The organism is Enterobacter sp. JUb54 (assembly GCF_014298075.1).
GTDB lineage: Bacteria > Pseudomonadota > Gammaproteobacteria > Enterobacterales > Enterobacteriaceae > Klebsiella > Klebsiella lignicola.
Genome location: NZ_CP060418.1, coordinates 944256 through 966672, shown reverse-complemented (window position 1 = coordinate 966672; position 22417 = coordinate 944256). Strand labels below are relative to the sequence as shown.

21 protein-coding genes are annotated in these 22417 nt (G+C 60.9%); 5 read left to right on the top strand and 16 right to left on the bottom strand.

The features are described 5' to 3' along the window. On the top strand, positions 1-732 hold the full coding sequence (locus tag HF679_RS04335; RefSeq protein ID WP_123754647.1) for a class II aldolase and adducin N-terminal domain-containing protein: 732 nt from the start codon (positions 1-3) through the stop codon (positions 730-732). Between the two features lie 44 nt (positions 733-776). Here HF679_RS04335 and HF679_RS04330 read toward each other — a convergent pair whose 3' ends face one another. The 8 genes from HF679_RS04330 to nqrC form a co-directional block, all read right to left on the bottom strand. Then, positions 777-1268: a TlpA family protein disulfide reductase gene (locus HF679_RS04330; protein WP_123754648.1), complete on the bottom strand. Its 492-nt coding sequence runs from the start codon at positions 1266-1268 to the stop codon at positions 777-779. Beyond that, positions 1255-1950: an ABC transporter ATP-binding protein gene (locus HF679_RS04325; RefSeq protein WP_123754649.1), complete on the bottom strand. Its 696-nt coding sequence runs from the start codon at positions 1948-1950 to the stop codon at positions 1255-1257. Before HF679_RS04325 ends, HF679_RS04330 begins: the two co-directional genes overlap by 14 nt. Before the next feature lie 4 nt (positions 1951-1954). Further along, positions 1955-3085, bottom strand: a complete 1131-nt coding sequence (locus HF679_RS04320; RefSeq protein WP_123754650.1) for an ABC transporter permease — start codon at positions 3083-3085, stop codon at positions 1955-1957. Next, positions 3075-4358 carry an ABC transporter permease gene (locus HF679_RS04315; RefSeq protein ID WP_187042642.1) on the bottom strand — a complete coding sequence of 428 codons (1284 nt, stop codon included), beginning with the start codon at positions 4356-4358 and terminating at the stop codon, positions 3075-3077. Before HF679_RS04315 ends, HF679_RS04320 begins: the two co-directional genes overlap by 11 nt. Positions 4359-4360: 2 nt before the next feature. Further along, a complete protein-coding gene (locus HF679_RS04310) occupies positions 4361-5740 on the bottom strand; it encodes a Fe-S-containing protein (RefSeq protein ID WP_123754652.1) in 1380 nt (459 codons plus the stop codon). Between the two features lie 236 nt (positions 5741-5976). Further along, positions 5977-6504 carry an iron transporter gene (locus HF679_RS04305; protein ID WP_123754653.1) on the bottom strand — a complete coding sequence of 176 codons (528 nt, stop codon included), beginning with the start codon at positions 6502-6504 and terminating at the stop codon, positions 5977-5979. Positions 6505-6534: 30 nt separating this feature from the next. Beyond that, complete coding sequence (locus tag HF679_RS04300; protein WP_187042641.1) at positions 6535-8475, bottom strand: FTR1 family protein; 1941 nt, start codon at positions 8473-8475, stop codon at positions 6535-6537. Positions 8476-8626: 151 nt separating this feature from the next. Next, positions 8627-9385 carry an NADH:ubiquinone reductase (Na(+)-transporting) subunit C gene (nqrC, locus tag HF679_RS04295; RefSeq protein WP_123754655.1) on the bottom strand — a complete coding sequence of 253 codons (759 nt, stop codon included), beginning with the start codon at positions 9383-9385 and terminating at the stop codon, positions 8627-8629. Positions 9386-9747: 362 nt separating this feature from the next. Between nqrC and HF679_RS04290 the strand changes: the two genes are divergently transcribed. Next, positions 9748-10707 (top strand): helix-turn-helix domain-containing protein, encoded by a 960-nt coding sequence (locus tag HF679_RS04290; RefSeq protein ID WP_123754656.1) that lies wholly within the window; start codon positions 9748-9750, stop codon positions 10705-10707. Between the two features lie 28 nt (positions 10708-10735). On the opposite strand, the gene HF679_RS04285 is transcribed toward HF679_RS04290, so the two are convergent. Continuing rightward, positions 10736-10855 carry a small membrane protein gene (locus tag HF679_RS04285; protein WP_148060390.1) on the bottom strand — a complete coding sequence of 40 codons (120 nt, stop codon included), beginning with the start codon at positions 10853-10855 and terminating at the stop codon, positions 10736-10738. Between the two features lie 235 nt (positions 10856-11090). Here HF679_RS04285 and HF679_RS04280 point away from each other — a divergent pair, with 235 nt between their 5' ends. Then, a complete protein-coding gene (locus HF679_RS04280; protein WP_187042640.1) occupies positions 11091-12173 on the top strand; it encodes a malate/lactate/ureidoglycolate dehydrogenase in 1083 nt (360 codons plus the stop codon). A 242-nt stretch (positions 12174-12415) separates the two neighbouring features. Next, complete coding sequence (fdhF, locus tag HF679_RS04275; protein WP_154145115.1) at positions 12416-14566, top strand: formate dehydrogenase subunit alpha; 2151 nt, start codon at positions 12416-12418, stop codon at positions 14564-14566. 65 nt (positions 14567-14631) lie between these two features. Here the strand turns inward: fdhF and HF679_RS04270 are convergent, their stop codons facing one another. Both HF679_RS04270 and HF679_RS04265 read right to left on the bottom strand, forming a co-directional pair. Next, the gene (locus HF679_RS04270; protein ID WP_123754659.1) at positions 14632-15789 is read right to left on the bottom strand and encodes a M20 aminoacylase family protein; all 1158 of its coding nucleotides are present in this window, start codon (positions 15787-15789) and stop codon (positions 14632-14634) included. Continuing rightward, the gene (locus tag HF679_RS04265; protein ID WP_158613264.1) at positions 15761-16123 is read right to left on the bottom strand and encodes a hypothetical protein; all 363 of its coding nucleotides are present in this window, start codon (positions 16121-16123) and stop codon (positions 15761-15763) included. The genes HF679_RS04270 and HF679_RS04265 overlap by 29 nt, the downstream gene beginning before the upstream one ends. On the opposite strand from HF679_RS04265, the gene HF679_RS04260 reads away from it, so the two are divergent. Beyond that, entirely contained in the window at positions 16112-17320 is a 1209-nt protein-coding gene (locus HF679_RS04260; RefSeq protein WP_187042639.1) for an MFS transporter, read from the top strand. The genes HF679_RS04265 and HF679_RS04260 overlap by 12 nt on opposite strands. A gap of 27 nt (positions 17321-17347) precedes the next feature. On the opposite strand, the gene HF679_RS04255 is transcribed toward HF679_RS04260, so the two are convergent. From HF679_RS04255 to HF679_RS04235, 5 genes are read right to left on the bottom strand one after another with little or no spacing between them, the layout of a single operon-like run. Then, positions 17348-18247 carry a MurR/RpiR family transcriptional regulator gene (locus HF679_RS04255; RefSeq protein WP_123754661.1) on the bottom strand — a complete coding sequence of 300 codons (900 nt, stop codon included), beginning with the start codon at positions 18245-18247 and terminating at the stop codon, positions 17348-17350. Further along, positions 18244-19197, bottom strand: a complete 954-nt coding sequence (locus HF679_RS04250) for an iron-siderophore ABC transporter substrate-binding protein (RefSeq protein WP_123754662.1) — start codon at positions 19195-19197, stop codon at positions 18244-18246. Before HF679_RS04250 ends, HF679_RS04255 begins: the two co-directional genes overlap by 4 nt. A 15-nt stretch (positions 19198-19212) precedes the next feature. Beyond that, a complete protein-coding gene (locus tag HF679_RS04245; protein ID WP_123754663.1) occupies positions 19213-20265 on the bottom strand; it encodes a FecCD family ABC transporter permease in 1053 nt (350 codons plus the stop codon). Continuing rightward, the gene (locus HF679_RS04240; protein WP_187042638.1) at positions 20262-21284 is read right to left on the bottom strand and encodes a FecCD family ABC transporter permease; all 1023 of its coding nucleotides are present in this window, start codon (positions 21282-21284) and stop codon (positions 20262-20264) included. Before HF679_RS04240 ends, HF679_RS04245 begins: the two co-directional genes overlap by 4 nt. Beyond that, positions 21281-22102 (bottom strand): ABC transporter ATP-binding protein, encoded by an 822-nt coding sequence (locus tag HF679_RS04235; protein ID WP_123754665.1) that lies wholly within the window; start codon positions 22100-22102, stop codon positions 21281-21283. The genes HF679_RS04240 and HF679_RS04235 overlap by 4 nt, the downstream gene beginning before the upstream one ends. Between the last annotated feature and the right edge of the window lie 315 nt (positions 22103-22417).

The window sequence follows — 22417 nt, the reverse complement described above, 5'->3', positions numbered from 1 at the left end:
ATGACCTACTCTTACGAAGAACAGACGCGCATTGACCTGGCGGCGACGTTTCGCATTATCGCCCATCTCGGCATGCATGAGGCGGTGGCTAACCACTTTAGCGCCGCCCTCTCGCCGGACGGCAAGAAGTTCCTGCTGAATCCGAAGTGGAAACACTTCTCGCGGATCCGCGCCAGCGACCTGCTGCTGCTGGATGCCGATGATGAAGCGACCGCCCGCCGCCCGGACGTCGACGCCACCGCGTGGGCAATCCACGGCCAGATTCATCAGCGGCTGCCGGAGGTCCGCGTGGTGCTGCACCTGCACCCGGTCTACACCACCAGCGTCGCCTGTCTGGCAAACCCGCAGATCCTGCCGGTCGAACAGAACAGCGCGCGCTATTTCAATCGCGTGGCGGTGGATACGCTGTACGGCGGGATGGCGGATACCGTCGCCGAGGGGGCGCGGCTGGCGGGACTGCTGGCGGATAAGCGCCGCCTGCTGATGGGCAACCACGGCGTGCTGGTCACCGGCAGCGATATCGGGGAGGCGTTTGACGACATCTGGACCCTGGAGCGGGCCTGTCAGATTCTGGTGACCGCGTGGTCAACCGGCCAGCCGTTGAAGATATTGTCTGATGAAGTGGCGGAGAAAACCGCCCAGGACTGGGAGAAAATCGCCGATTTTTCCCGTCAGCACTTTGCCGAAATGAAGCAGATGATGATCGATGCCGATCCCTCCGTGCTGGACTGACGAGCGCAACGGAACCTCCCGGGCTGCCGCCCGGGACACCCGCGTTACGGCTGCGCCAGGCGGGCGAACACCTCCTGTAGTTCATCGGGCTTGCGCCATCCCTGGTGCAGATCCCGTACCTGCCCGTCGCCGTCAATAACAACAGAGGTCGGCGTGCCGATCACCTGATAGCGCTCCTGGGTCATCCTGAGCTGGTCACGCAGGACCGGAAAGCTGATGCCATGTTTTGCCAGCAGCGGCGCGATATCCACCTGTTCCGGGTCGGTATTGATCCCCACCACCACCACTTTATCAGGCCAACGCTGGCTGAGCGCCTGCAGCGTGTCCATTTCCGCCAGGCAGCCGCCGCAGCTGGCGGACCAGAAATTGAGATACACCGCTTTACCCTGCCAGCGTTGAAGCGTGGCGGGGTTCCCCTGTAGATCAAAGGCCGCCAGTGCCGGGGCCGGCTCGCCGCGCGCCAGCTTCTCCTCTTTGCAACCGGCGGGCAGCAGCAGTATCAGCAGCAACAGCACAATACTTTTAGGCAGACGCATGGGTATTGACCTCCTCGCCAAGATATTTGCCGTGTTGCAGACGCACGATGCGGTCGGCGAATTTCCCCAGCGCCGGGTTATGGGTCACCATCACGATGGTACGCCCCTGGCGATGCAGGTCGGTGAGCAGGTCCAGCACCCGCTGCTCGTTTTCTTCATCAAGGTTGCCGGTAGGTTCATCGGCAAAAATCACCGGCGGCTCATTTACCAACGCCCGGGCAATGCAGACGCGCTGCTGCTCGCCGCCGGAGAGCTGGCTGGGTAAATGGGTCATACGATGCTCAAGGCCCACCTGCGCCAGCACCGCCCGGGCCGCCGCTTCGTCGACGACGCTGTGGTAGTGCTGTGCCAGCATGATGTTTTCCAGCGCCGTCAGAAACGGGATCAGGTGGAACTGCTGAAACACCAGGCCAATCTTCTGCGCCCGAAAGCGCCGTCTCCCCTCTTCGTCCAGTGCCGCGGCGTCGGTGCCGTCGAGGATCACCTGGCCTTCACTGGCGGTATCCAGGCAGGTCAGGATGTTCATTAGGGTGGTTTTTCCGGAGCCGGAGGCTCCCATAATCGCGACAAATTCGCCGCGCGCGATGCGCAAATTGATGTCATCCAGGGCGGTGACATCGCCGAATCGCTTAAACAGATGACGGGTTTCAATCGCCATCTGGCATAAAGGCGTGACGGTCATGGCGTTACTCTCCTTTCAATACTTTCGCCGGTTCAACGCTCACCGCGCGGCGCACCGGAACAATGGCCGCCAGCAGGGCAACCAGCAAAGACAGCACCAGGGTTATCGGCAGCACCGGCAGGCGCAGCGAAATGGTGGCGTTAAAGACCGTCAGCCCCAGCAACTGGGCCAGCAGATAGCCCAGCACCCAGCCGCACACCACCGCCGCGAGGGTGATGATGCTGGTTTCCAGCAGCATCTGGCGCACAATGTCGCCGTTGCTGGCTCCCAGCGCTTTTTGCAGCGCAAACTCGCGGGCGCGCTCGCCGACAATGGCCATCAGAGTGGTATTGACGCACAACGACGACAGGGCAAGGATCACCAGCGAAACCAGCCCCATCAGCCCTTTGATTTTATCCAGCACCTGCCCTTCGGAGGCCGAAACCTTGCGCACCGGGCGGATCTCAAGGTCGGGATAACGCTGCTGTAGCTGGCGGGCATAGTCTTCAACCTGGCCCAGGTCGTTACTGACGCTCAGCAGCCCCTGGCTGATGATCCCAGGCTTGTTCAGCCACGCCTGGGCCACGTCGAGGCTGACAATCAGCATATTATCGGTGGCGTCGCCGGCTTCAACGATCCCTTTGACCAGCAGCGTTTTGCGCCGTTGGTGATCCACCAGCGTCACGCTATCGCCCACCTTGAGCGCCAGCCGCTGGGCCAGCTTGACGCCGACCATCGCATGACGATCGTCAAAGCTGACGCCAATCCAGTTGCCGCTGACCTGCCAGTAAGGCACCAGCCGTTGCAAAGATTCAAACCAGACCCCTACCATCACCACCTTTTCCAGCTCGGTGCGCGCGGTGCCGTACAGCCAGGGACTGGCGCCGTGAATCAACCCTGTTGGCGCGTCGTCGAGAATCGCCTGCAGCGCCGGCTGCGGCATCCGCGACCCGTGTCCCGGCCCGATATAAAAGTTCGCGCCGAAGGTCCGCAGCTCTTCACTCATTTTGCTGTTGATATCGAACCACACCGCAGAGAGCGCAGTGACGATAGTGGCGCCAACCGCCAGAGCGGTGAACACCACGGCAACGCGCTGCAAACGCAGACGCAACGCTCGCCATACCAGTAACCACAGCATGTCGCGCTTAGCGGCCATACAGCACCTCCACAGGATAAAGCCGCGCAATGCGGCGCGCCGGGAACCAGGTGCCGATAAGCGCAATCAGCACCGCGATCGCCAGCACGCACGGCACCACCACCCAGGCAAAATTCAGCGGGGTCGCAAAGAGCATCAGCCCAATCATCTTCGCCAGCCCCCAGCCCGCCACACAGCCCAGAGCGCCGCCCAGCAGGCCGCTCAGCGTCGCCTCAAGGTAAAACAGCAGCAGAATTTGCCACTGCCGGGCGCCAAGGGCCTTCATCAGGCCAATCTCTTTGCCACGCTCCATCATGGTACTGGTCATCAGCGAGGCGATGCCCATTGCCGCGGCGGCCAGCGCCGCCAGGGTCACCACCGCCATCAGCAACTGAATCTTGTCGATCACCACCCCTTCTGATGCAGCCACCTGCCACACCGGGCGCACTTCCGCCCCGGAAATGGCTTCCTCCAGCTGATGGGCAATCGACGAGACGTAGGCCGTGCAGTACCACAGGTCATACTCTTCGGCATTCAGCGCTTCGAGGTTTTCCCGCGCCCGGCGCGACAGTTCGTTCTCCGGCACCGTCAGCGCCGAGACGCGAATCGCCTGCACTTTTCCCGGCAGGCCCAGCAGCTGCTGGACCACGCTCAGCGGCATGACCAGTTGATTATCTTCGTCGCCGCCGCTGGAGAGCACGCCGCTGACCACCACCTCCACGCTGCTGTCCGCCACCTGGAGCCGCAGCCGCTTGCCGGGTTGCCAGCCGTAATGGCGCGCCAGCGCCTGGCCGACTAAGGTCTGCGGCTGCTGACCGACCGGCTCCTGCGGCCACTCGCCGGTCACCTGCCAGAACGGGCTGACCGTACGCTGCCCGGTCTGATACCCCTCTTCATCGGGTATCGCTACCGGCTGGCTGAAGAAGGTCCCGAGCACGCGGATATCATTGCCGTCGACGCGCACCTCGCCGCTGAGCATCGGCGCGAAGCCGACAATATTGTTGCGCCAGAAGATATCTTTGATGTTCGGCAGCTCCGACTGCTCGAGAAAATCGTCGCTGGCCAGCGGGTTACTTTGCTCGCTGAACAACGCCGGAAGCGCCGCCTGCCCCGCCGGTTCAATCAGGATATTGGCGCCGTAGGATTTCAGCTCGCGCGACATTTTGTCGCCGATATCAATAGAGACCGCCAGCAGCGCCGAGATCAGGCTGGCGGCCAGAAACACGGTTAACACCGCCAGCCCTTTGCGCCGCAGATTTCTCCCCCATGACTGGTAGATCATTCGTCCCAGCATCGCTATTCCTCCTGCGCCGCATCGCCAGCAAAGGTTTCCGGCGCGTTGCGGAAACGGTCATAGTTGGCCTGCGAGGCGAAGAACCAGGTTCGGCCCGCGTAGCTGTATTTATACTCCGCCGCGGTATTGGTCAGGGAGCTCCCGTCCACCGGGTCGGTCACCTTGATGGTCAGCACGGTCGAGAAGTAGTTAGCCCCGACGGCCAGCGCCTTGCCGGGGATCGTCAGCTCCCGCTCATCGTTGCGCCAGTCGTCAATCGGCACCGGGTTGCAGCCGCCGGGTTTGCCGATCGACGGAATAAAGATATGCACCCCGCAGGCGACGCAGATCACCTGATTGCCCTCCATGACGTACCCCTGATCGCCGCACAGCAGGCAGGCGTCAAACACCACGCCGAAGCGCAGCTTGTCGGGATAGCGGTTAATGATAAAGAAACGGACCGCCTTGCCATCGTCGGCGACCCAGACAAAACGGTGCAGCTTGCCGTCGCGAACCTGCGCCAGCGGAATATGCACCAGACCATCGGCGGCAACGGTCACCGGCTGGGCTTCCGACAGTCTCGGCGGCTGCGAGGCCACCAGATCCCACCACAGCTGGCCGCCGCTAATCAGCACAACGCAGCAGAGGGTGGTCAGCCACAGCCGCATGGCGCCGCGCCGATCCGCCTGCGCCAGCCGACGAGCAACCGGCGCATCCGCCGCCTTTACCGCGCGGGAAAAACGCCTGAGCGCCGGGAGCCAGCACAGGCACAGCAGCGCGAGGATGGCAGCAGCCGCCCAGTTATAGCCGGCAGCGTTGTTGGTGACTTTGGCGACAAAACTGAGCAGCGGTTTGAGCAGCGGGACTATCTGCAGCTTCATCAACAGCAGCAGCAGGTTGCCGGACAACGGCAGCCACAGCAGCACCATCAGTACGATTGCCAGCGGCCAGTAGGCCCAGCGCATCCGCCGCAGCAGCATGGCGCACAGGGCCGCCGCCAGACACAGCAGCGCAAACGCCAGCACCAGCGCGCTCAGGTTCAACAACAGATCGGTATTCAGCACGTGGGTGGAGGTTAACCCGCCAAGGTTAGGATCCTGCGCCCAGTGACGCGCGGCGCCAAAGACGAGGAGCCACTGCCACAGGTAGCGCAGACGCGGCGTGGCCCACCAGAAGCTGAGTAAAAACAGCAGCGACAGCAGGATCTCCCCCGCCACCAGCATCAGCTGTAGCGTCTGGCTGCCGCGAATAAACTGCCCGGCCAGCAGGCCTGCGGCCAGCGCGCTCAGCAGGATCCAGACGAGGGGACGCAGTGATGGCGCATCGCCCCGTCCCCACAGCAGCGAGGAGAGCAACGCGATACAGAAAAAGAGCTGGAGCGTGGTGACGAAAAAGTAACTCATGACTTCGACCCGGTACGGCGGAATGCTTTAGTCCGCATCAAGCAACACTCCGCAGGACGACCCGAAGGCCATCCTGCGCGACGAAGGCGTAGAGCCTGTTCCAGTAGGCGTAGATTGATGCAGCCAGTTTGGCCACGGACAGCGCGGAACCACCGGAGCGTACACGCAGTACGTGAGGATGGTGAGCACGGTCCAGGGCCAAAATGGCAAATAAAATAGCCTAACGGGCCAGGCTCTTAGTTCAGGCCGACGTATTTGAACTCATAGCTGACATCAAACGGTTTCCACCAGCGACCGACCCCGGTCTCGCTGTCGGTATGACGATGCATCCCGGCTTTTGACGGCGGTTCAATGTGGTAGGTCACTTTATAGTTGCCGACGCCCATCATTTTGATATTCGCGCCATAGTGCGGGCCGTCGCTGGCCACCATCGGCATAAAGGTCCCTTCCTGTTTTTCACCGGTGTCACTATTGACCAGGGTATAGGCGATGGTCAGATAGGGGATCCATTCGCCGGCGCCAAAACCATTTTTGCCCCCTTCAACCGCATGAATATCGGCCTCCAGATGGATATCCGATTTGGCGGCCGGCAGCCCCATGCCGCGCGGCTCCATATCAATTGGCTGCAGGTAGACGGCGGCGATCTCCATCTCATTCATGGTGACCGGTTCACCGGCGGGATACTCTTTAAAGGCCAGTGCCGCCGGGGCGGTAAATACGGCAGCCATGGTGGCGCTGATAATCAACGTGTTCTTAAAAGTCATCTGACACATCCTCTCGTCGTTAAAGGGCAATTATGATTTTTTTATACTCACTGTCGGCGCCTCGTTGCGGCGGCGCATAATGACCAGTGCCGCCGCGGCAGCAACCAGCAAAATAAGTTGTGGTAACAAGGTTTCCAGATAGGGATAGATGCCGAGCCAGCTGATTTCCGGCACTCCGCTGATTAAGGTCGGCTGGAACAGTTTGCCCTCCACCAGTTCGAGGACGCCTTTACCGGCGAAGACAAACGCCATCAGGTACATCAGGCCGCCGGTAAAGATGAAGAAGGGTTTCAGCGGCAGACGGACCACCGAGTAACGCATCACGATCCACGCCACCAGCAGCACCACGCAGCCAATGACGAACCCGCCGCCGATAGCCAGATGGCCGGAGACGCCCTGGGCATCGCCAAGCAGGGCAAAGTAAAACAGCACGGTCTCCGCCCCTTCGCGGTAGACCGCCAGGAAGCTGGTCAGCCACAGCCCGACCAGCGAGCCACGGGAAAGCGAGTGGCTCAGTTTGCCCTCCAGCCAGGCTTTCCAGTGGCGGGCTTCGACTTTCGACAGCAGCCAGTAGCTCATGGAGAACAGCATCACCACCGCGATCAGCATGGTGAACCCTTCCAGCAGCTCGCGACTGGCGCCAGAGTTGGTAAACAGCAGCTGGAACAGCACCGCCGTCGCTACGCTGGCGATCAGCGCCACCAGCACCGACTGGCGAATTAACGGCAGCTTGTCGTGATGATCGTTTTTCACCAGCCAGGCGACGATGGCCGCCACAATCAACAGCGCTTCCAGCCCTTCGCGGACAATAATCATCAGGCTGTAGAGCAGCAGGCTCCACTGGGTTGCCTCGCCCTCACCCAACATGGTCACCACCTGTTGCAGGTCGGCGTCCAGCGCCGCGGCTTCCGCCGCCAGTTTTCCCTGCGGCTGGCCGGCCTTCATCAGGCTCACCATGCGGGTGAAATGGGCTTCGAGGGCAGTTTTAAACGTCGCATCGCGGGAGCCGATTTTGTTCTCCATCCCGGAGGCTTCGAAGCGGTCGAAATAGGTATCCTGAATATCCAGAATCGCCTGCTGGGCCTCTCCGCGCTGATAGCGCGCCAGCGCCGCTTCGACGCTGCGGTGGATCTCCGCCGCCACCGTGGCCCAGTTGGTCCCCGCGGTGCTGTCGGCCTCCGGCGCGGCGCCGTTATCTGCCGTCGGAGCGTTCACCGGCTGGTCGTCGCGGGTCGTTGGCAGGCCCGGCAGGAGGTCTTCCAGATCTTGCAGCAGCGTGGTGACCTGGTAGGCCACATCGTTGAGGTGATCCGCTTGTGACGTCAGCGCAATCAGGGCGGTAAACTGCTGATTAATGGCCGCCGCCGCTTTTGCCGAACGGTTTTGCCGCACCGACATTTCCATCTCGGAATTTTTAAAGCCCTGATAGTGCGCCTGCTGCACCTGCTGGCTGGCGAGGCTGACGTTGCCCGCCTGATAGGCGCTCATCGCCTGCGCCAGCAAATCGTCAATCACCCGGAAACTGTTCTGCCAGTGCAGCGCGATATCATCGCGCGACAACGCAGTATGCTGTTCTTCCGCCACCAGCCGATGGCCGCCGTCCAGCACCGGCTCCACTTCACGCAGCGCCCGTTTCAGCTCGTCAACCCGCGCCTGAACCGCCGCCAGCGGTTTGCCATCGGCGATCATCCGCCGAATCTCGCCGAAGCTGCTCTCCATCTCGTAGCTTTTGCGTGCTGAAAAATTGATGCGAATAGGGCCTTCGAGATTTTCAAACACCTCGAAATAGGCCGCCTGCACTTCCCGACGCGCCTCGTTGGTTTTTTGCTGCTGGTAGAGTTCGACGGTGCTATCAAGCCGCTGTTCGATATCGTCGATGAGGGGGGCATAGCGGGTCTGCGCCATCGCCTGCGCACTGATAAGCAGGAGACTAAACAGCGTGAACAGCAGAAAAGCGCGAGGGGCGGCCATGGTGCATCCCGATAAAAATAATGATAATCGTTATCATTGTTATTTTTACCAGGACACACATGACCCAGATCATAAAAATGTCAATCAGTGACAATTTGTGTCAAATAATGCAAAGAGCCACCGCTGCAGCGGTGAATGAATCCGCTGGCGCTCAGCGCGCTAATAGCGTCGGGTCGTGCTGGAGATGACGCAGGAAATTACCGTAGCCCTGGCTGCTCATCCAGAAATTAATACTCTTCTCGACCCCGGTGGAGGTTAAGGTCGCGCCGCTGATGCCATCCACAGTGTAGGCATCATGTTCGCCGGGCTGGTTCTGCACCACCTGCAACGCCGGTTTTCCCTGTTCATCACGGAGTTTTTTCCCCACCCACTGCCGGCGCCATTGCGGGTCTTCCACCCTCGCCCCCAACAGCGGCGTCTCATTTTGCTGGTAATAGATCAGGTCGTTGACCGTGCGGCCATCGGTATCAAGGGCCACCAGCGCATACATCATCGATTTGGCGCCCTTACCATGAACCGGCAAGATAATCTGTTGAATATGCTGGTTATTGTCGCGCACCAGATAGATCCCGACCTGCGCGCAACGCTGGCGGATTTGTGCTGGATCGCGCGCTGGCGGCAGGTCGATACAGCGTGACGCCCCGCTCTGCTGGCCGACGGGAAGCAGTTCGCCGCTATCCAGATCCAGCTGGCGGCTGACAATGTGCGCCTGGTACAACGCGCGCTGCGTTTGCGCATCCTGCTGTCCGCTGCCCAGCAGCCCGGCGACGTTCAGCACCGCGGTTTCGGTCTGCTGGTTGACCGGGCTGGCGTCATTGTCTTTCAATAGCAAAAAATAAACAGCAACGATGGCGAAACATAAAACACAAATAATCATCAAGGATAAAACAATAATTTTACTTTTACGCATGCGCTGATGAATCCCGTCGGTAGATAAGCATCATTGTCTAATGGGTCAGGCGCTTAGCTTGCGATGGTTTTTGTCTCTTTGTCCAGCCTGTTTTTTCGCTCACCTCCGCTGATAATATATTTCCCTGCCCTGCCTGCGGCATATTTTTATTTAATCCGACGCACCGCTAACGGCCAAATTAATATATAAACGACCGTGCCATTATTATTGTTAATCACCATCAACTTTTTGCAGCCATGATTCTGCTCGCGCTGGCGAATTGTAAAAAATCGCCCGGACGCTGGCTTGTGATAGGATTAATCTTATAATGTCAGCACGCTAGCGAGCCACCTGCTACCGTCACCCCGGGATAAGAGACAAACATGTCCAGACCTTCGACGCTGTACGTTCCACATGTGTTAAGCGCGGCCGATATTGCACCGGAAGAGCGCTATCAACGGATATCGCAAAATCTTAACTGCTACGGTATTAAGGTGGTGAATAACCGCCGTCCGGAAGCGATAATTGCCAACCATAAAACTATCTCCGGGGTTTCTGGCGATTTTTGTAGTGCGATGGGCTCTAAAAACGAGACGATCTTCGATCCGCATCAGGTAGATTCATCGTCGATTTATATTTCGTTATTGCTCCAGGGCAAACAGGTGATCAGCGGCAGAACCCCCGCCACCCGCGGCCAGGTGGATGCCGGGATGCTGGTTGTTCACCAGCGCAGCGATTATTACCATTATCAGTGTGACGATGTTAAACAGCTATATATCATTCCGCACAGCGATAAAATCAAAACATTATTCAGCGGTAAACTGTCCAGCCCGATAGTTTCACTGGAAAACCACCCTTTAGCCCAGTTTTTAAAATCACATATGTTATTGCTGGATGCGCAATCGGATCGTTTATCTCAGCCAGAAACGGCGGTGATTGTCGACGGCCTGCACCATATTGCGCTGCGGGTTTTGGCCGATGTCGCCGAAGAAAGCGGGCTGCGTTCAACCGGGAAATTAAGCCACCTCGTCGACAGCGCGCGCGCGTTTATCGCCCTTAACTACCACCAGCACCAGCTGTCACCTGACCTGATTTGCCAGGCGCTGCGCTGCTCCAGGGCCAGCCTCGACCGGGCGTTCCACGAACAAGGTACGTCGGTGATGGTGGCAATCAAAGAGATTCGGCTGGAAGCGGCCCGCCAGCTGCTGGAAAAGGATCGTCAGCTGGCGGTTGAACAAGTCTCCTGGCGCTGCGGCTTCACCAGTCACCCGTTATTCAGCAAAAGCTTTCGCGAAAAATATCATGCGTCGCCAAAAGCCTGGCGCGACAACCATTACCAATAAGCGGGCGAGTGAGCCGCAGATTACTATTTTAGCGATGGCGAAACGATTTAAACTGCGTGGCTTTGCGTTCTTTGATATAGCTCAGTAAGCAATAGACCGAGATCCCCAGCAGCGCGATGGCAACGATAATTAACAGCAGGGTGCTGATATTCATTTTGATATTCTCTTTATCAATTATTCTTACATTTTTATCATAATGATTCTGCCCTCCGCGAACAGCACCCCGGGCCTCAATCCTGTTGTTTGCCCCTCATCGCGCATACGCGCGCAAACGTTGATCTTCTCCCTGTGCTGTAGCAGCATGGCTGAGCAAACACAGAGCCTACTGAGTCAGGCTTTTAACAAAAAAAACAACACCATCAGCTAACTACAGGAGCGTATCAGTGCCAACCGGATATCGTATTCAGGCTACCGATCTGCATCAGTTCGTTACCACGCTGTTCACTCAACTGGGCAGTACCTCTGACGAGGCCGCTCTCGTCGCCGACCATCTGGTGGCGGCCAATCTTGCCGGGCATGATTCACACGGCGTCGGGATGATCCCGAGCTACGTGCGTTCCCACGCCGAGGGCCACCTGCAGCTTAACCAGCACGCCAGCGTCATGAAGGACGCCGGTGCGGTGGTGACCCTCGACGGCAACGCCGGCTTTGGTCAGGTGGTCGCCCACGAGGCGATGCAGACGGGGATTGAAAAGGCCCGGCAGCACGGCATGGCGGCGATCGCCCTGCGCAATGCGCACCATATCGGGCGCATCGGCTACTGGGCCGAACAGTGCGCGGCGGCAGGGTTTATCTCCATCCACTTTGTCAGCGTCGTGGGTGACCCGATGGTCGCGCCGTTTCGTGGCAAAGACAGCCGCTTTGGCACCAACCCGCTGTGCGTCGTGTTCCCGCGCAAAGGCCAGCCTCCGCTGCTGCTCGACTACGCCACCAGCGCCATTGCCTTCGGCAAAACCCGCGTCGCCTGGCACAAAGGCGAAGCCGTGGCGCCGGGTTCACTGATTGACGCCCACGGAGAGCCGACCACCGACCCGGCGGTAATGCAGACCTCGCCGTTAGGCGCCCTGCTCACCTTCGCCCAGCATAAAGGCTACGCCCTGGCGACGCTGTGCGAGATCCTCGGCGGCGCCGTTTCCGGTGGCAAAACGACCCATCAGTCGAGCCTGCAGACCTGCGTCGACGCCATTTTCAACTGCATGACCACCATTATTCTCAATCCGGAAACCTTCGACGCACCGGATATGCAGGACGAAACCGAGGCCTTTATCAACTGGTGTAAGCAGTCACCTCACGACCAGCAGACCCCGATTCTGGTGCCGGGAGAGTGGGAAGAAGCCAATCGTCAGTCCCGCCTGGCGCAGGGGATCCCGCTGGATGCTGGGAGCTGGCAGGCCATCTGCGAAGCGGCCCGCGAAGCCGGTATGGCCCCCGAGACCCTGGCGCAGTTCCAGCAGAAAATGGTCTGATCCCACCGCAGAGCGCCCTTCCCGGGCGTTCTGCGACGTCATCGTCATTAGTGACGACATCATGACGCCTGCCGCCCCCTTCATTAAAATAATCATATATATCAATACATTAAATATTGGCATAACTTCTGCATAACGCTTCGGCCTTCTGCCAGCATCGCGGCGCAAGGATTCCATGACGATGGCGGGCCGGGCCCGGCCTGACCATTGATCTTCATTCACTGTTAACAGGTCTGTTACTGATGAAAAAAGTCACAAGCGTTTGCCCTTATTGCGGGGCGGGTTGCAAACTCAAGCTGGTTGTCGATAACAATAAAATTATCCGCGCGGAAGCGGCCGATGGGGTCACCAACCAGAATCAGCTGTGCCTCAAGGGATACTACGGCTGGGATTTTCTCAACGATACCCAGCTCCTGACGCCACGCCTCAAGCAGCCGATGATTCGCTACCACAAAGGCGGCAAATTAACCCCGGTCAGCTGGGAAGAGGCCATTCGCTACACCGCCAACAAGCTGCGGGAGATCAAAGCGCAGCACGGCCCGCGCGCCATTATGACCACCGGATCGTCCCGTGGTACCGGCAATGAAACCAACTATGTGATGCAAAAATTCGCCCGGGCGGTGTTGAACACCAATAACGTCGACTGCTGCGCCCGCGTCTGTCACGGCCCTTCGGTGGCAGGCTTGCAGGTGGCCCTCGGCAACGGGGCGATGAGTAACTCCATCAGCGATATCGAACACTCCAAATGTCTGCTGGTCTTTGGCTATAACTGTGCAGACTCCCATCCTATCGTCGCCCGCCGGGTGATTAAAGCCCGTGAAAACGGCGCGAAGATCATCGTCTGCGACCCGCGGCGCATCGAAACCGCCCGCATCGCCGACCGCCACCTGCAGCTTAATAACGGCAGCAATATGGCGCTGGTGAATGCCTTCGGCCACGTCCTGCTGGAAGAAGATCTCTACAACCATGACTACGTTGACCGCTTTACCGAAGGGCTGGAAGCTTACCGCGACGCGGTACAAGCCTACTCGCCTGAAGCGGTCGAAGCGGTCACCGGCGTACCGGCTCAGGAGGTGCGGCAGGCGGTGAGAATGTTTGCCGCCGCGCCGTCAGCCACCATTATGTGGGGCATGGGCGTCACCCAGTTCGGCCAGGCGGTGGACGTGGTCAAAGGGCTGGCCAGCCTGGCGCTGCTGACCGGCAACCTCGGGCGCGAACACGTTGGCGTCGGGCCGGTGCGTGGGCAAAACAACGTTCAGGGCGCCTGCGATATGGGGGTGCTGCCGAACCTGTTCCCAGGCTATCAGGAGGTCACCGACCCCGCCGTGCGGGCGAAATTCGCCAGCGCCTGGGGCATAGACCCGGCTCTCATGGATGACCAGGTGGGCACCCGCATCACCGAAGTGCCTCATAAAGCCATGGCGGGAGAGATCAAAGCCTACTACATCATGGGGGAAGATCCGCTGCAGACCGAGGCCGATCTGGGGCTGGTGCGTAAAGGTATCGAGGCGCTGGATTTTGTGGTGGTGCAGGATATCTTCATGACCAAAACCGCAGAGATCGCCGACGTCCTGCTGCCGGCGACCTCGTGGGGCGAACACGGCGGCGTCTTCACCTGCGCCGACCGCGGTTTTCAGCGTTTCGAGAAGGCGATCCCGGCACCGGCCAACGTCAAACGCGACTGGGAGATCATCAGCCTGCTGGCCACCGAGATGGGCTATCCGATGCATTACGATAACAACCAGCAAATCTGGGACGAAATGCGCGAACTCTGCCCGCTGTTCTACGGCGTCACCTACGAGAAAATGGGCGATATGAACCACGTTCAGTGGCCGTGTCCGACGCTCGACCACCCCGGCACGCCGTGGCTGTATAAAGAGAACCGTTTCGATACTCCGACCGGCAAAGGCCAGCTGTTTGCCGCCCCGTGGCGGGCGCCGGCAGAGACGCCGGATGCCGGCTATCCGCTGGTGCTCTGCACCGTGCGCGAAGTGGGCCACTACTCCTGCCGTTCCATGACCGGCAACTGCGCGGCGTTGCAATCCCTTGCCGATGAACCCGGTCGGGTGCAGATCAGCCGCGCCGACGCCGAACAGCTGGGGATCGCCGACCGCCAGCTGGTGTGGGTCAGCTCGCGACGCGGGAAAGTGATCACCCGCGCCGACATCAGCGACCGCATCAATCGCGGCGCCGTCTATATGACCTATCAATGGTGGGTCGGCGCCTGTAATGAACTGACCCAGGACAACCTGGACCCGATCTCGAAAACGCCGGAAACCAAGTATTGCGCGGTGAAAATCGACGCCATCGAGGACCAGCAGTGGGCCGAGCAGTACGCCTGGCGCGCCTACAGCGACATGAAGGCCCGTCTGAAGGCGGCGGTCAGCGCCTGACGGTACGGCTGACGTAAAAAAGGGAGAGGCCTCGCCTCTCCCTGTTCACTCTGCCGCCGCACGTTTCAGCCAGCCGGCAGCAGCGACTCCACCAGGGTCGTCCACATCGCCACGCCAGGGGCTATCAGATCGTCGTTAAAATCGTAGCCGGCATTGTGTAGCGGCTTTGACGGTATGTCGCCATCGGTGCCAATCCAGAAATAAGCGCCCGGACAGGCTTCCAGCATGCAGGCAAAATCTTCTGACGCCATCGACGGGTTAATCTGCCCGTTTACCGCCGCTTCACCCAGCGCGGCTATCGCCACCTCACGCACTTTCTGCGCCTCGGCCGGATGGTTCCTGGTCACCGGATAGCCAGGATACCAGGCAATTTCTCCCTGCACGTCAGAAACCTGCGGCTGGGTCGCGACGTAGTGCGCGATCAGCCCTTTCACCCGGGCGCGAACCTGGTTGCTCAGGCAGCGGAACGTCCCGCGCAGCACGACCTTATCCGGCAGCACGTTAATCGCTTCGCCGCCGTTAATTTGGGTAATGCTGACCACCGCCGACTCCTGCGGCGACAGGCGGCGTGACGGGATGGTCTGCAGCGCCATAATCAGCTGCGCCGCGGCGACGATCGGGTCGGCACCGCTTTCCGGCATCGCCGCGTGACAGCTTTTGCCGGTGAGGGTGATTTCAAAGGCGTCCAGCGAGGCCATCATCGCCCCTTCGTTGACCGCCACGTGGCCTAACGGCAGACCCGGCCAGTTGTGCAGCGCGTAGATAGCGTCCATCGGGAAGCGTTCAAACAGCCCCTCTTCGACCATTTTGCGCGCGCCGCCGAGATTCTCCTCCGCCGGCTGGAAGACAAAATGCACCGTGCCGCGAAAACGGCGGGTCTGCGCCAGATGCGACGCCGTCGCCAGCAGCATGGCGGTATGGCCGTCATGCCCGCAGGCATGCATCACGCCAGGATTGCGCGATTTATAGCTGAGATCGCCGGATTCGGTAATCGGTAACGCGTCCATATCGGCCCGTAGTCCGATAACCGGCCCCGGACCGTTCTCCAGGGTGGCGACCACGCCGGTCCCCGCCAGCCCGGTATGCACCTGCAGGCCAAAAGAGGTCAGTAATTCAGCGACACGGCGCGCGGTGTTCTGTTCCTGATAGCCAAGCTCCGGGCAGGCATGAAATTCACGTCGCCAGCGAATGGCCTCAGCGATCGATGATGGCGATACTGCCATGTCTTGCTCCTTTCCTGCACAGCTTCAACGCTGAACGCATAGCTGAACGAATAGCCGATCGAAAAATACTGCGGGCCTCGATTGTTATGCCCGCCAGCACGCCTCCGCCCCCGCGGAGTGCCCTATTGGTTATATCCTTTCGCCAGCGCGCTGACAACACTCCCTGCAGGGACAGCCCCGCTGTTTTACCGGCGGCTGGCGCTGGCGTATCAATAATAGTAGTCATTTCAACGGTGACATCCGCCATACGATTAATTAATATGCAGAGCTGTCGGCAATTCGCCGGATTATCCACCTGTTGACTTCCGTTATCGGGAATAAAATGTTTAACCAAGACCAGAATCGCCTTGCCCCCACGCTGGCGATGATCATGGCCGCGTCATTAGTGGGATTTATCACCGGTTATACGGTGCCGTTAATCAGCCTCGAGCTGGCCCAGCAACAGACAGACACCGTCTACGTCGGCCTGCTGGCCGCGCTGCCGCCTGCGGGCATGATGCTCTCGTCGTTCCTCTCCCCTGCGTTGTGCCGTCGTTTTGAGATGGGCCACCTGCTGAGCGCCAGCCTGATCCTGTTGGCGCTGGCGACGATAGCCTCCTGCCTGACGGTGGATCTGATGCAGCTGCTGCTGCCGCGTTTCCTGACCGGTATTGCGTCCGGGGTGATTATCGTCCTCGGCGAAAGCTGGATCACCGGCGGCGCGGCGGGCAAAAACCGCGCGACGCTGACCGGCATTTATGCCTCAGCCTTCACCGGCTGCCAGCTGGCGGGGCCGCTGCTGATCTCCGCCGGTAGCGAATATCAAATCTGGGTGCTGGTGGCGGTCGTCGTCCTCACCGCCGCCTGCCTGCTGATGCTGCGCCATCTGCCAACCGGCAGCCGCGAAACCCTGTCAGAGCGCGCCAGCTGGCTGAGCCTCGGCGCCTTCTTACCGGTGCTGGCCTCCGGGGTATTCTGCTTTGCCTTCTTTGACGCCAGCATCCTGGCGCTGCTGCCGCTGTACGGCATGGATAAAGGGCTGAACGAAGCGATGGCGGTGCTGCTGGTGACCATCGTCTTAACCGGCGATGCGCTGTTCCAGGCACCGCTTGGCTGGGTGGCCGACCGCTTCGGCATCCGTCGGGTGCACCTCAGCTGCGCCGCGGTGTTCTGCCTCTCCCTGCTGGCGCTGCCGTTCCTGCTGGTATCGCCCGTTCAGCTGATTGTCGGCTGCCTGGTGCTCGGCGCCGCGGCGGGGGCGCTGTATACCCTCTCGCTGGTGCGGGCCGGGAAAACCTTCAACGGGCAAAAGCTGATCATGATAAATGCGCTGCTGGGATTCTTCTGGTCGGCGGGCAGCGTGGCCGGGCCGGTCATCAGCAGTCTGGTGATCAGCGTATCGGGCTATGACGGGTTACTGATCACCCTGCTGGCCAGCGGCGGGCTGTTCCTGCTGATTCAGTGTCTGGGGAAAACGGAGCAGACCCTGCTGGCGGCGGCCGATGAGGATAGCGATGACGACGATGATGATGCGCAGCCGGCTACCGCGTAATCACCGGCGGCCAGGTGGGTTCTCCGCTTAGCCGCGCTTGCCGCCGGACTTGCCGATCGCCTTGTGCAATTCGTTAATGCGCTTCATCGACTTGATGGTTCGCTGCGGCGAGGTGGTCGCAACCGACAGCACCAGCATCTCAAGACACACCAGCACCGTACCGTGCAGCGGCACCCGGCCATTATCGCCGCCGCGCGGGACGTCAATCACCACCTGCGCCTCCTGGCTAAAGCGCGAGTCCACCGCCTGAGTCAGCAGAATCGTCGGGATCCCCAGCCGTCGGGCCTCCCGCAGCGCGGTCATCCCTTCACGATGCGGCGATTTTTGCCCCATCATAATCATCACGTCCCCGCGTTGCAGATTGATCAGCTGCTCGGCCAGGCTGAATCCGGTCCGGTTCATCACGTAGGAGGGTAAACCGATGCGGCTGAACAGTCGGCCGGTATACTCCGCCAGAATCCCCGAGGCCCCGATGCCGAAAATCGCCACCTGCCGCGCCTCGCTGAGCAGCGCCACCGCCTGGGCGACGGCGGCCCGGTTGGCGGGACGGGACAGCACTTCGCAGGCGCGCTGATGCCCCTCAAGCACAAAATCGATGCTCGAATTGACGTCGCTTGAGAGAGCGTTGACCGTAGAGAGCATTTTCTCCGACGAGGTGACCGAGGGGCCAAACCAGCGCTCCATGGTCTGCTTCAGTTCGCGCAGACCGGCAAACCCCAGCGCCTGAATCGCCCGCACCACCGTGGCGTCCGAGGTGTGGGTCGCGGCGGCAATCTCCATCGCCGTGCGCTCCAGCACCACTTCGCGATTTTCGTTGATATAGCTGACCACCGCCAGCAGACGCGGCGACAGCTGATGCGCCCGGGCGCGGAAACGGTCGCCAAACAGGTCGACCCGCCCTTTCTCTTTCTTCACCGCGGTTTTCATTTCAGCCCCGCCGGCAAAGGCCGCCCGGCAATATGCGATTGCACCTGCGCCACCATCAGGCTCAGGGCGGCAAAGGAGTTAGAGATCACCTCTTCGCGCGGCAGCAGGATATAGCGCCCGGTACGACAGGCGCGCATAAAGTCGCACCAGCCGGGCATCACCGCCTCCATCGCCTGTAGCTCGTCCTGCGGTTTTCCGCCGGTGTCCGAGCGCCAGGTGGCAAAAACAAAGTCCGCATCCAGTTCCGGCAGCTGTTCGGCGCTGACGTCAATGCGCTGGCCGTCGGGGATCTTGTCGATCAGCGGCGGGAAACGGAAGCCGGCATCGCGCAGCACCCGTCCCAGGGCATGATATGAGTGGTGCACGGTCACTTTGCCGTTGTTGGCCTGAATTACCGACACGCTGATATGTTGGGTGTCGACCATCGCTTTAAGCTGGGCGATCTGCGCCTGGTAGCGCCGTTCGAGGATCGCCAGCCGCGCTTCGCTGCCGGTGAGCTGCGCCAGCTTGCTGTAAATCCGCGGCGCGCTGCCCTGCAGGTGGTCAATGCTGACCGTCGGGGCAATCTTCTGCAACTGCTCGACGGAGACGTGACGACTCGGTTCGGTGATGATCAGATCCGGCTTTGCCGCCGCCACCGCTTCAAGGTCGATATCCGCCGTGCCGATAAACTGAATCGCGCTGTTATCGAAATCGATGCCGGTCAGTTGGGCGCTGGAGCGCAGAAAATGGCTGCCGTCCGGACGAGTTCGTCCGTGGCTGGCCACCGGCGGCACCCCAAGCTCAATCAGCGGGATTGTGATATCGAGGTCGTGCATTGAGACAATGCGCTGCGGATGCAGCGGTACCGTCACCGCCCGACCGAGATCGTCGGTAAATATTTGAGTCTGACCTTCGGCGGCACCAGCAGCAGCGCCCACCACCAACAGCAAAGAGATCAACCAACGCATAGCAACCCTTCAACGTTACAGGGCGTCACGACGACGCCACAGCAGCAAGATAAAAAATGGACACCCGACCAGGGCGATAACGATCCCGGCCGGAATTTGCAATGGCGCAAAGGCCAGACGGCCGATGGTGTCGGTCAGCAGCACCAGCAGCGCACCGATCAACGCGCTGCCGCACAGCAGCGCCACCTGGCCACCGCGCAGCACAAAGCGCGCCATATGCGGCGCCATCAGGCCGACAAACCCCAGACTGCCGACGCAGGAGACGCTGGCGGAGGTCAGCAGCACCGGCGCGAAAAAACGCAGCAGGGTCAGGCTCTGCAGCCGCACTCCCAGCCCGACGGCGGTGCGATCCCCAAGCAGCGCCACGTCTGCCGCCCTGGCGGTGAGTAGCAAAATCAGCGCGCCCGGAAGCGCCCAGATGAGGGCCACCGCCAGCAGCGGCCAGGTTGCGGCATGCAGGCTTCCGGCCAGCCAGATCATGGCGGTCTGCACATCGCGGACATCGGCGGTCGTCATGAAGATGCCCACCGCCGACGCCAGCGTCCAGGAGACGCCGATACCGATCAAAATAAAGCGCGGACGGGCGCAGTCGCGGGCCAGCGCCAGCACCAGCAGCGCCACCAGCAGCCCGCCAAGGATCCCCGCCAGCGGTCGCCAGACCAGCCCCAGCGCCGGGAAAAACAGAATCAGCGCCAGCACCACCACGCTGGCCCCCTCTTTGACGCCAATCAGCCCCGGGTCGGCCAGGCCGTTGCGGGTAATACTCTGCATCGCCGCGCCCGCCAGGCCGAGCATCGCCCCACAGAGCAGCGCCATCAGCAGCCGGGGCAGGCGGATATCAAACAGGATAAAGCGTGGCTGCTCCGCCAGATCCTGCGGGGCAAACAACGCGCGGGCCAGCGTGCCCGTCGGCAGCGGGAAGCTGCCGCGCGCCAGGCCAAAGCACGCCAGAAGCAGGATCGCGACAATCAACACGCCGGCGATTTTCAGCGCCGCCGGGCGGATGAGCAGCTGGCAGGACCCGACCCGCAGCGGGCGAAAACCGGCGTGAGCGGCTACGTTTTTCATTTAAAAAATCTCGCGGCAATAAAGATAAATACCGGAGCGCCCACCAGCGCGGTCATCGCCCCGGTGGCCAGCTCCTGCGGTGCGACGAGGGTGCGCGCGGCAATGTCGGCCACTACCAGCACCAGCGCCCCGACGGGGGCCGCCAGCGGCAACGCCAGACGCAGATCCTCGCTGATCAGCCGGCGAACAATATGCGGGACCACGAGGCCGACAAAGCCGATCGGCCCGGCTACCGCCACCGCCGAGCCGCACAGCAGAGCAATCGCCGCCAGGCCAAGCAGCCGGGTCTGGGCGATCTTGACCCCCAGCCCCAGCGCCACATTATCGCCCAGCGCCAGGATATTCAGCCGTGGCGCGATAAACAACGCCAGCAGCGCCCCCGCCAGCGCCGGCACCGCCGCCGAACGCAGGATGGCGCCGTTCAGCCCGGCCAGATCGCCCGCCAGCCACGTGCGCATTGCCAGCAGCGTCTGCTCATCGAGGATCAGGATGGCCGCGGTCACCGCAGAAGCAAAGGCCGAGAGCGCCACCCCGCACAGGGTGATGCGCAGCGGCGTCGTCCCGCCGCGCCCGGAGGTCGCCAGCAGCATCACCCCGCCGAACAGCAACGCCCCACCACAGGCGGCAATCAGCGGACGCTCCCACGCCAGCCCGCCCAGCCCCAACGCCGAGGTGCCCACCACCGCCAACGACGCGCCGGCGTTCAGCCCGAGAATATGCGGTTCTCCCAGCGGGTTACGAATCACCGTCTGCAGCAACAGCCCGGCCACGCCGAGCACCGCCCCGGTGAGCAGCGCCGCCAGCAGGCGGACCAGCCGCAGATCGACGATGATCCGGTGGTCAAAATTGCGCGGATCGTAATGGGTCAGCGCCTGCAGGATCGTCTGCGGCGCAATCCAGCGCGCCCCAAGCCCCAGATGGATCACCGACGCCCCGGCCAGCAGCAGCATCAGCAGGACCAACGCCAGCAGCGGGCGCGACTGACGACGGCGCGGCAGCACCAGCGCGGCGGCACTCATTGCCCCGCCCCCTGCGGCGAGCGGAATGGCATGAAGAAAGGTTTACCGGTTTGCGGGTTCAGGGACATCTGGACCTCAACGTCAAACACGGTTTTGATCAGCGCCGGGGTACAGCGTTCATCTTCCCCCACTACGCCGGCGATCCGCCCCTGCTTGAGGAACACCAGCAGGTCGGCGTAGTTGACCGCGAAGTTCAGGTCGTGCAGCACCGTGACCACCGTACGCCCGTGCTCACGGGTCAGGGTTTGCAGAAGTTCGAGGATATCGACCTGGTAGCGCAGATCGAGCCAGGTGGTGGGTTCGTCGAGCAGAATGGTCGCCGTTTGCTGGGCCAGCGCCATGGCTATCCAGCAGCGCTGTCGCTGGCCGCCGGAGAGGCTGTCTACCGGCAGACGGGCAAATTCCGTGGTGCCGGTGAGCGCCATCGCCTCTTCCACCGCCTGTTGGTCGGCATCCGACCACTGGCGCATAAACCCCTGCCAGGGATAGCGCCCGCGCGAAACCAGTTCAAACACCGTCAGCCCTTCCGGGGTCAGCGGCGACTGCGGCAGAATGCCTAACTGGCGTGAAACCGCCCGGGTCGGCATCTCGTGAATGGACTGCCCGTCCAGACGAACGCTGCCGCCAAGCGGCTTCAGCATACGGGCGATGGTCGACAGCAGCGTGGATTTACCCGAGCCGTTGGCCCCGGCCAGCACCGTCATTTTACCGTGAGGGATCGTCAGATGAATATCGTCGACAATCAGGGTCTGGCCATATCCGGCCGACAGGGCATCCAGTACGATCCCCTGCTCTGCAGGCATCACCCGCTGTGGCATAACTCACTCCTGCGCCGCAACGGCGTGGCATCGCGCCCGCACGTTCGCACTCAAACAAAAATAAATCTCATTCTCTTTTGATCATGCGGCGGATGAATGTAGTAGTCAATACCCCAACGCTTCAGGCAGCGCCCGTCATCACTACGGAATACACCTCAACAACAACAATCTATTTATTCGTTTATAAACAATATATTAATCGAATTACATGACGCCGTTAACGGGCAAAACGGCCGCGGTGGCGGGCTGATGATTTTTTATCTTACATAACATTTACTACTACATTCCCGCATGGTTGAATGATTCTCAATTACA

Bases quoted from the DNA above. Each gene is read 5' to 3' on its own strand.
- HF679_RS04255 (WP_123754661.1), bottom strand. From the start codon at position 18,247: ATGAAAACCGCGGTGAAGAAAGAGAAAGGGCGGGTCGACCTGTTTGGC.
- HF679_RS04240 (WP_187042638.1), bottom strand. From the start codon at position 21,284: ATGAGTGCCGCCGCGCTGGTGCTGCCGCGCCGTCGTCAGTCGCGCCCG.
- HF679_RS04235 (WP_123754665.1), bottom strand. From the start codon at position 22,102: ATGCCACAGCGGGTGATGCCTGCAGAGCAGGGGATCGTACTGGATGCC.
- HF679_RS04325 (WP_123754649.1), bottom strand. From the start codon at position 1,950: ATGACCGTCACGCCTTTATGCCAGATGGCGATTGAAACCCGTCATCTG.
- HF679_RS04305 (WP_123754653.1), bottom strand. From the start codon at position 6,504: ATGACTTTTAAGAACACGTTGATTATCAGCGCCACCATGGCTGCCGTA.
- HF679_RS04300 (WP_187042641.1), bottom strand. From the start codon at position 8,475: ATGGCCGCCCCTCGCGCTTTTCTGCTGTTCACGCTGTTTAGTCTCCTG.
- HF679_RS04270 (WP_123754659.1), bottom strand. From the start codon at position 15,789: ATGGCAGTATCGCCATCATCGATCGCTGAGGCCATTCGCTGGCGACGT.
- HF679_RS04260 (WP_187042639.1), top strand. From the start codon at position 16,112: ATGTTTAACCAAGACCAGAATCGCCTTGCCCCCACGCTGGCGATGATC.
- HF679_RS04290 (WP_123754656.1), top strand. From the start codon at position 9,748: ATGTCCAGACCTTCGACGCTGTACGTTCCACATGTGTTAAGCGCGGCC.
- fdhF (WP_154145115.1), top strand. From the start codon at position 12,416: ATGAAAAAAGTCACAAGCGTTTGCCCTTATTGCGGGGCGGGTTGCAAA.
- HF679_RS04310 (WP_123754652.1), bottom strand. From the start codon at position 5,740: ATGAGTTACTTTTTCGTCACCACGCTCCAGCTCTTTTTCTGTATCGCG.
- HF679_RS04245 (WP_123754663.1), bottom strand. From the start codon at position 20,265: ATGAAAAACGTAGCCGCTCACGCCGGTTTTCGCCCGCTGCGGGTCGGG.
- HF679_RS04330 (WP_123754648.1), bottom strand. From the start codon at position 1,268: ATGCGTCTGCCTAAAAGTATTGTGCTGTTGCTGCTGATACTGCTGCTG.
- HF679_RS04315 (WP_187042642.1), bottom strand. From the start codon at position 4,358: ATGCTGGGACGAATGATCTACCAGTCATGGGGGAGAAATCTGCGGCGC.
- HF679_RS04250 (WP_123754662.1), bottom strand. From the start codon at position 19,197: ATGCGTTGGTTGATCTCTTTGCTGTTGGTGGTGGGCGCTGCTGCTGGT.
- HF679_RS04320 (WP_123754650.1), bottom strand. From the start codon at position 3,085: ATGGCCGCTAAGCGCGACATGCTGTGGTTACTGGTATGGCGAGCGTTG.
- nqrC (WP_123754655.1), bottom strand. From the start codon at position 9,385: ATGCGTAAAAGTAAAATTATTGTTTTATCCTTGATGATTATTTGTGTT.
- HF679_RS04335 (WP_123754647.1), top strand. From the start codon at position 1: ATGACCTACTCTTACGAAGAACAGACGCGCATTGACCTGGCGGCGACG.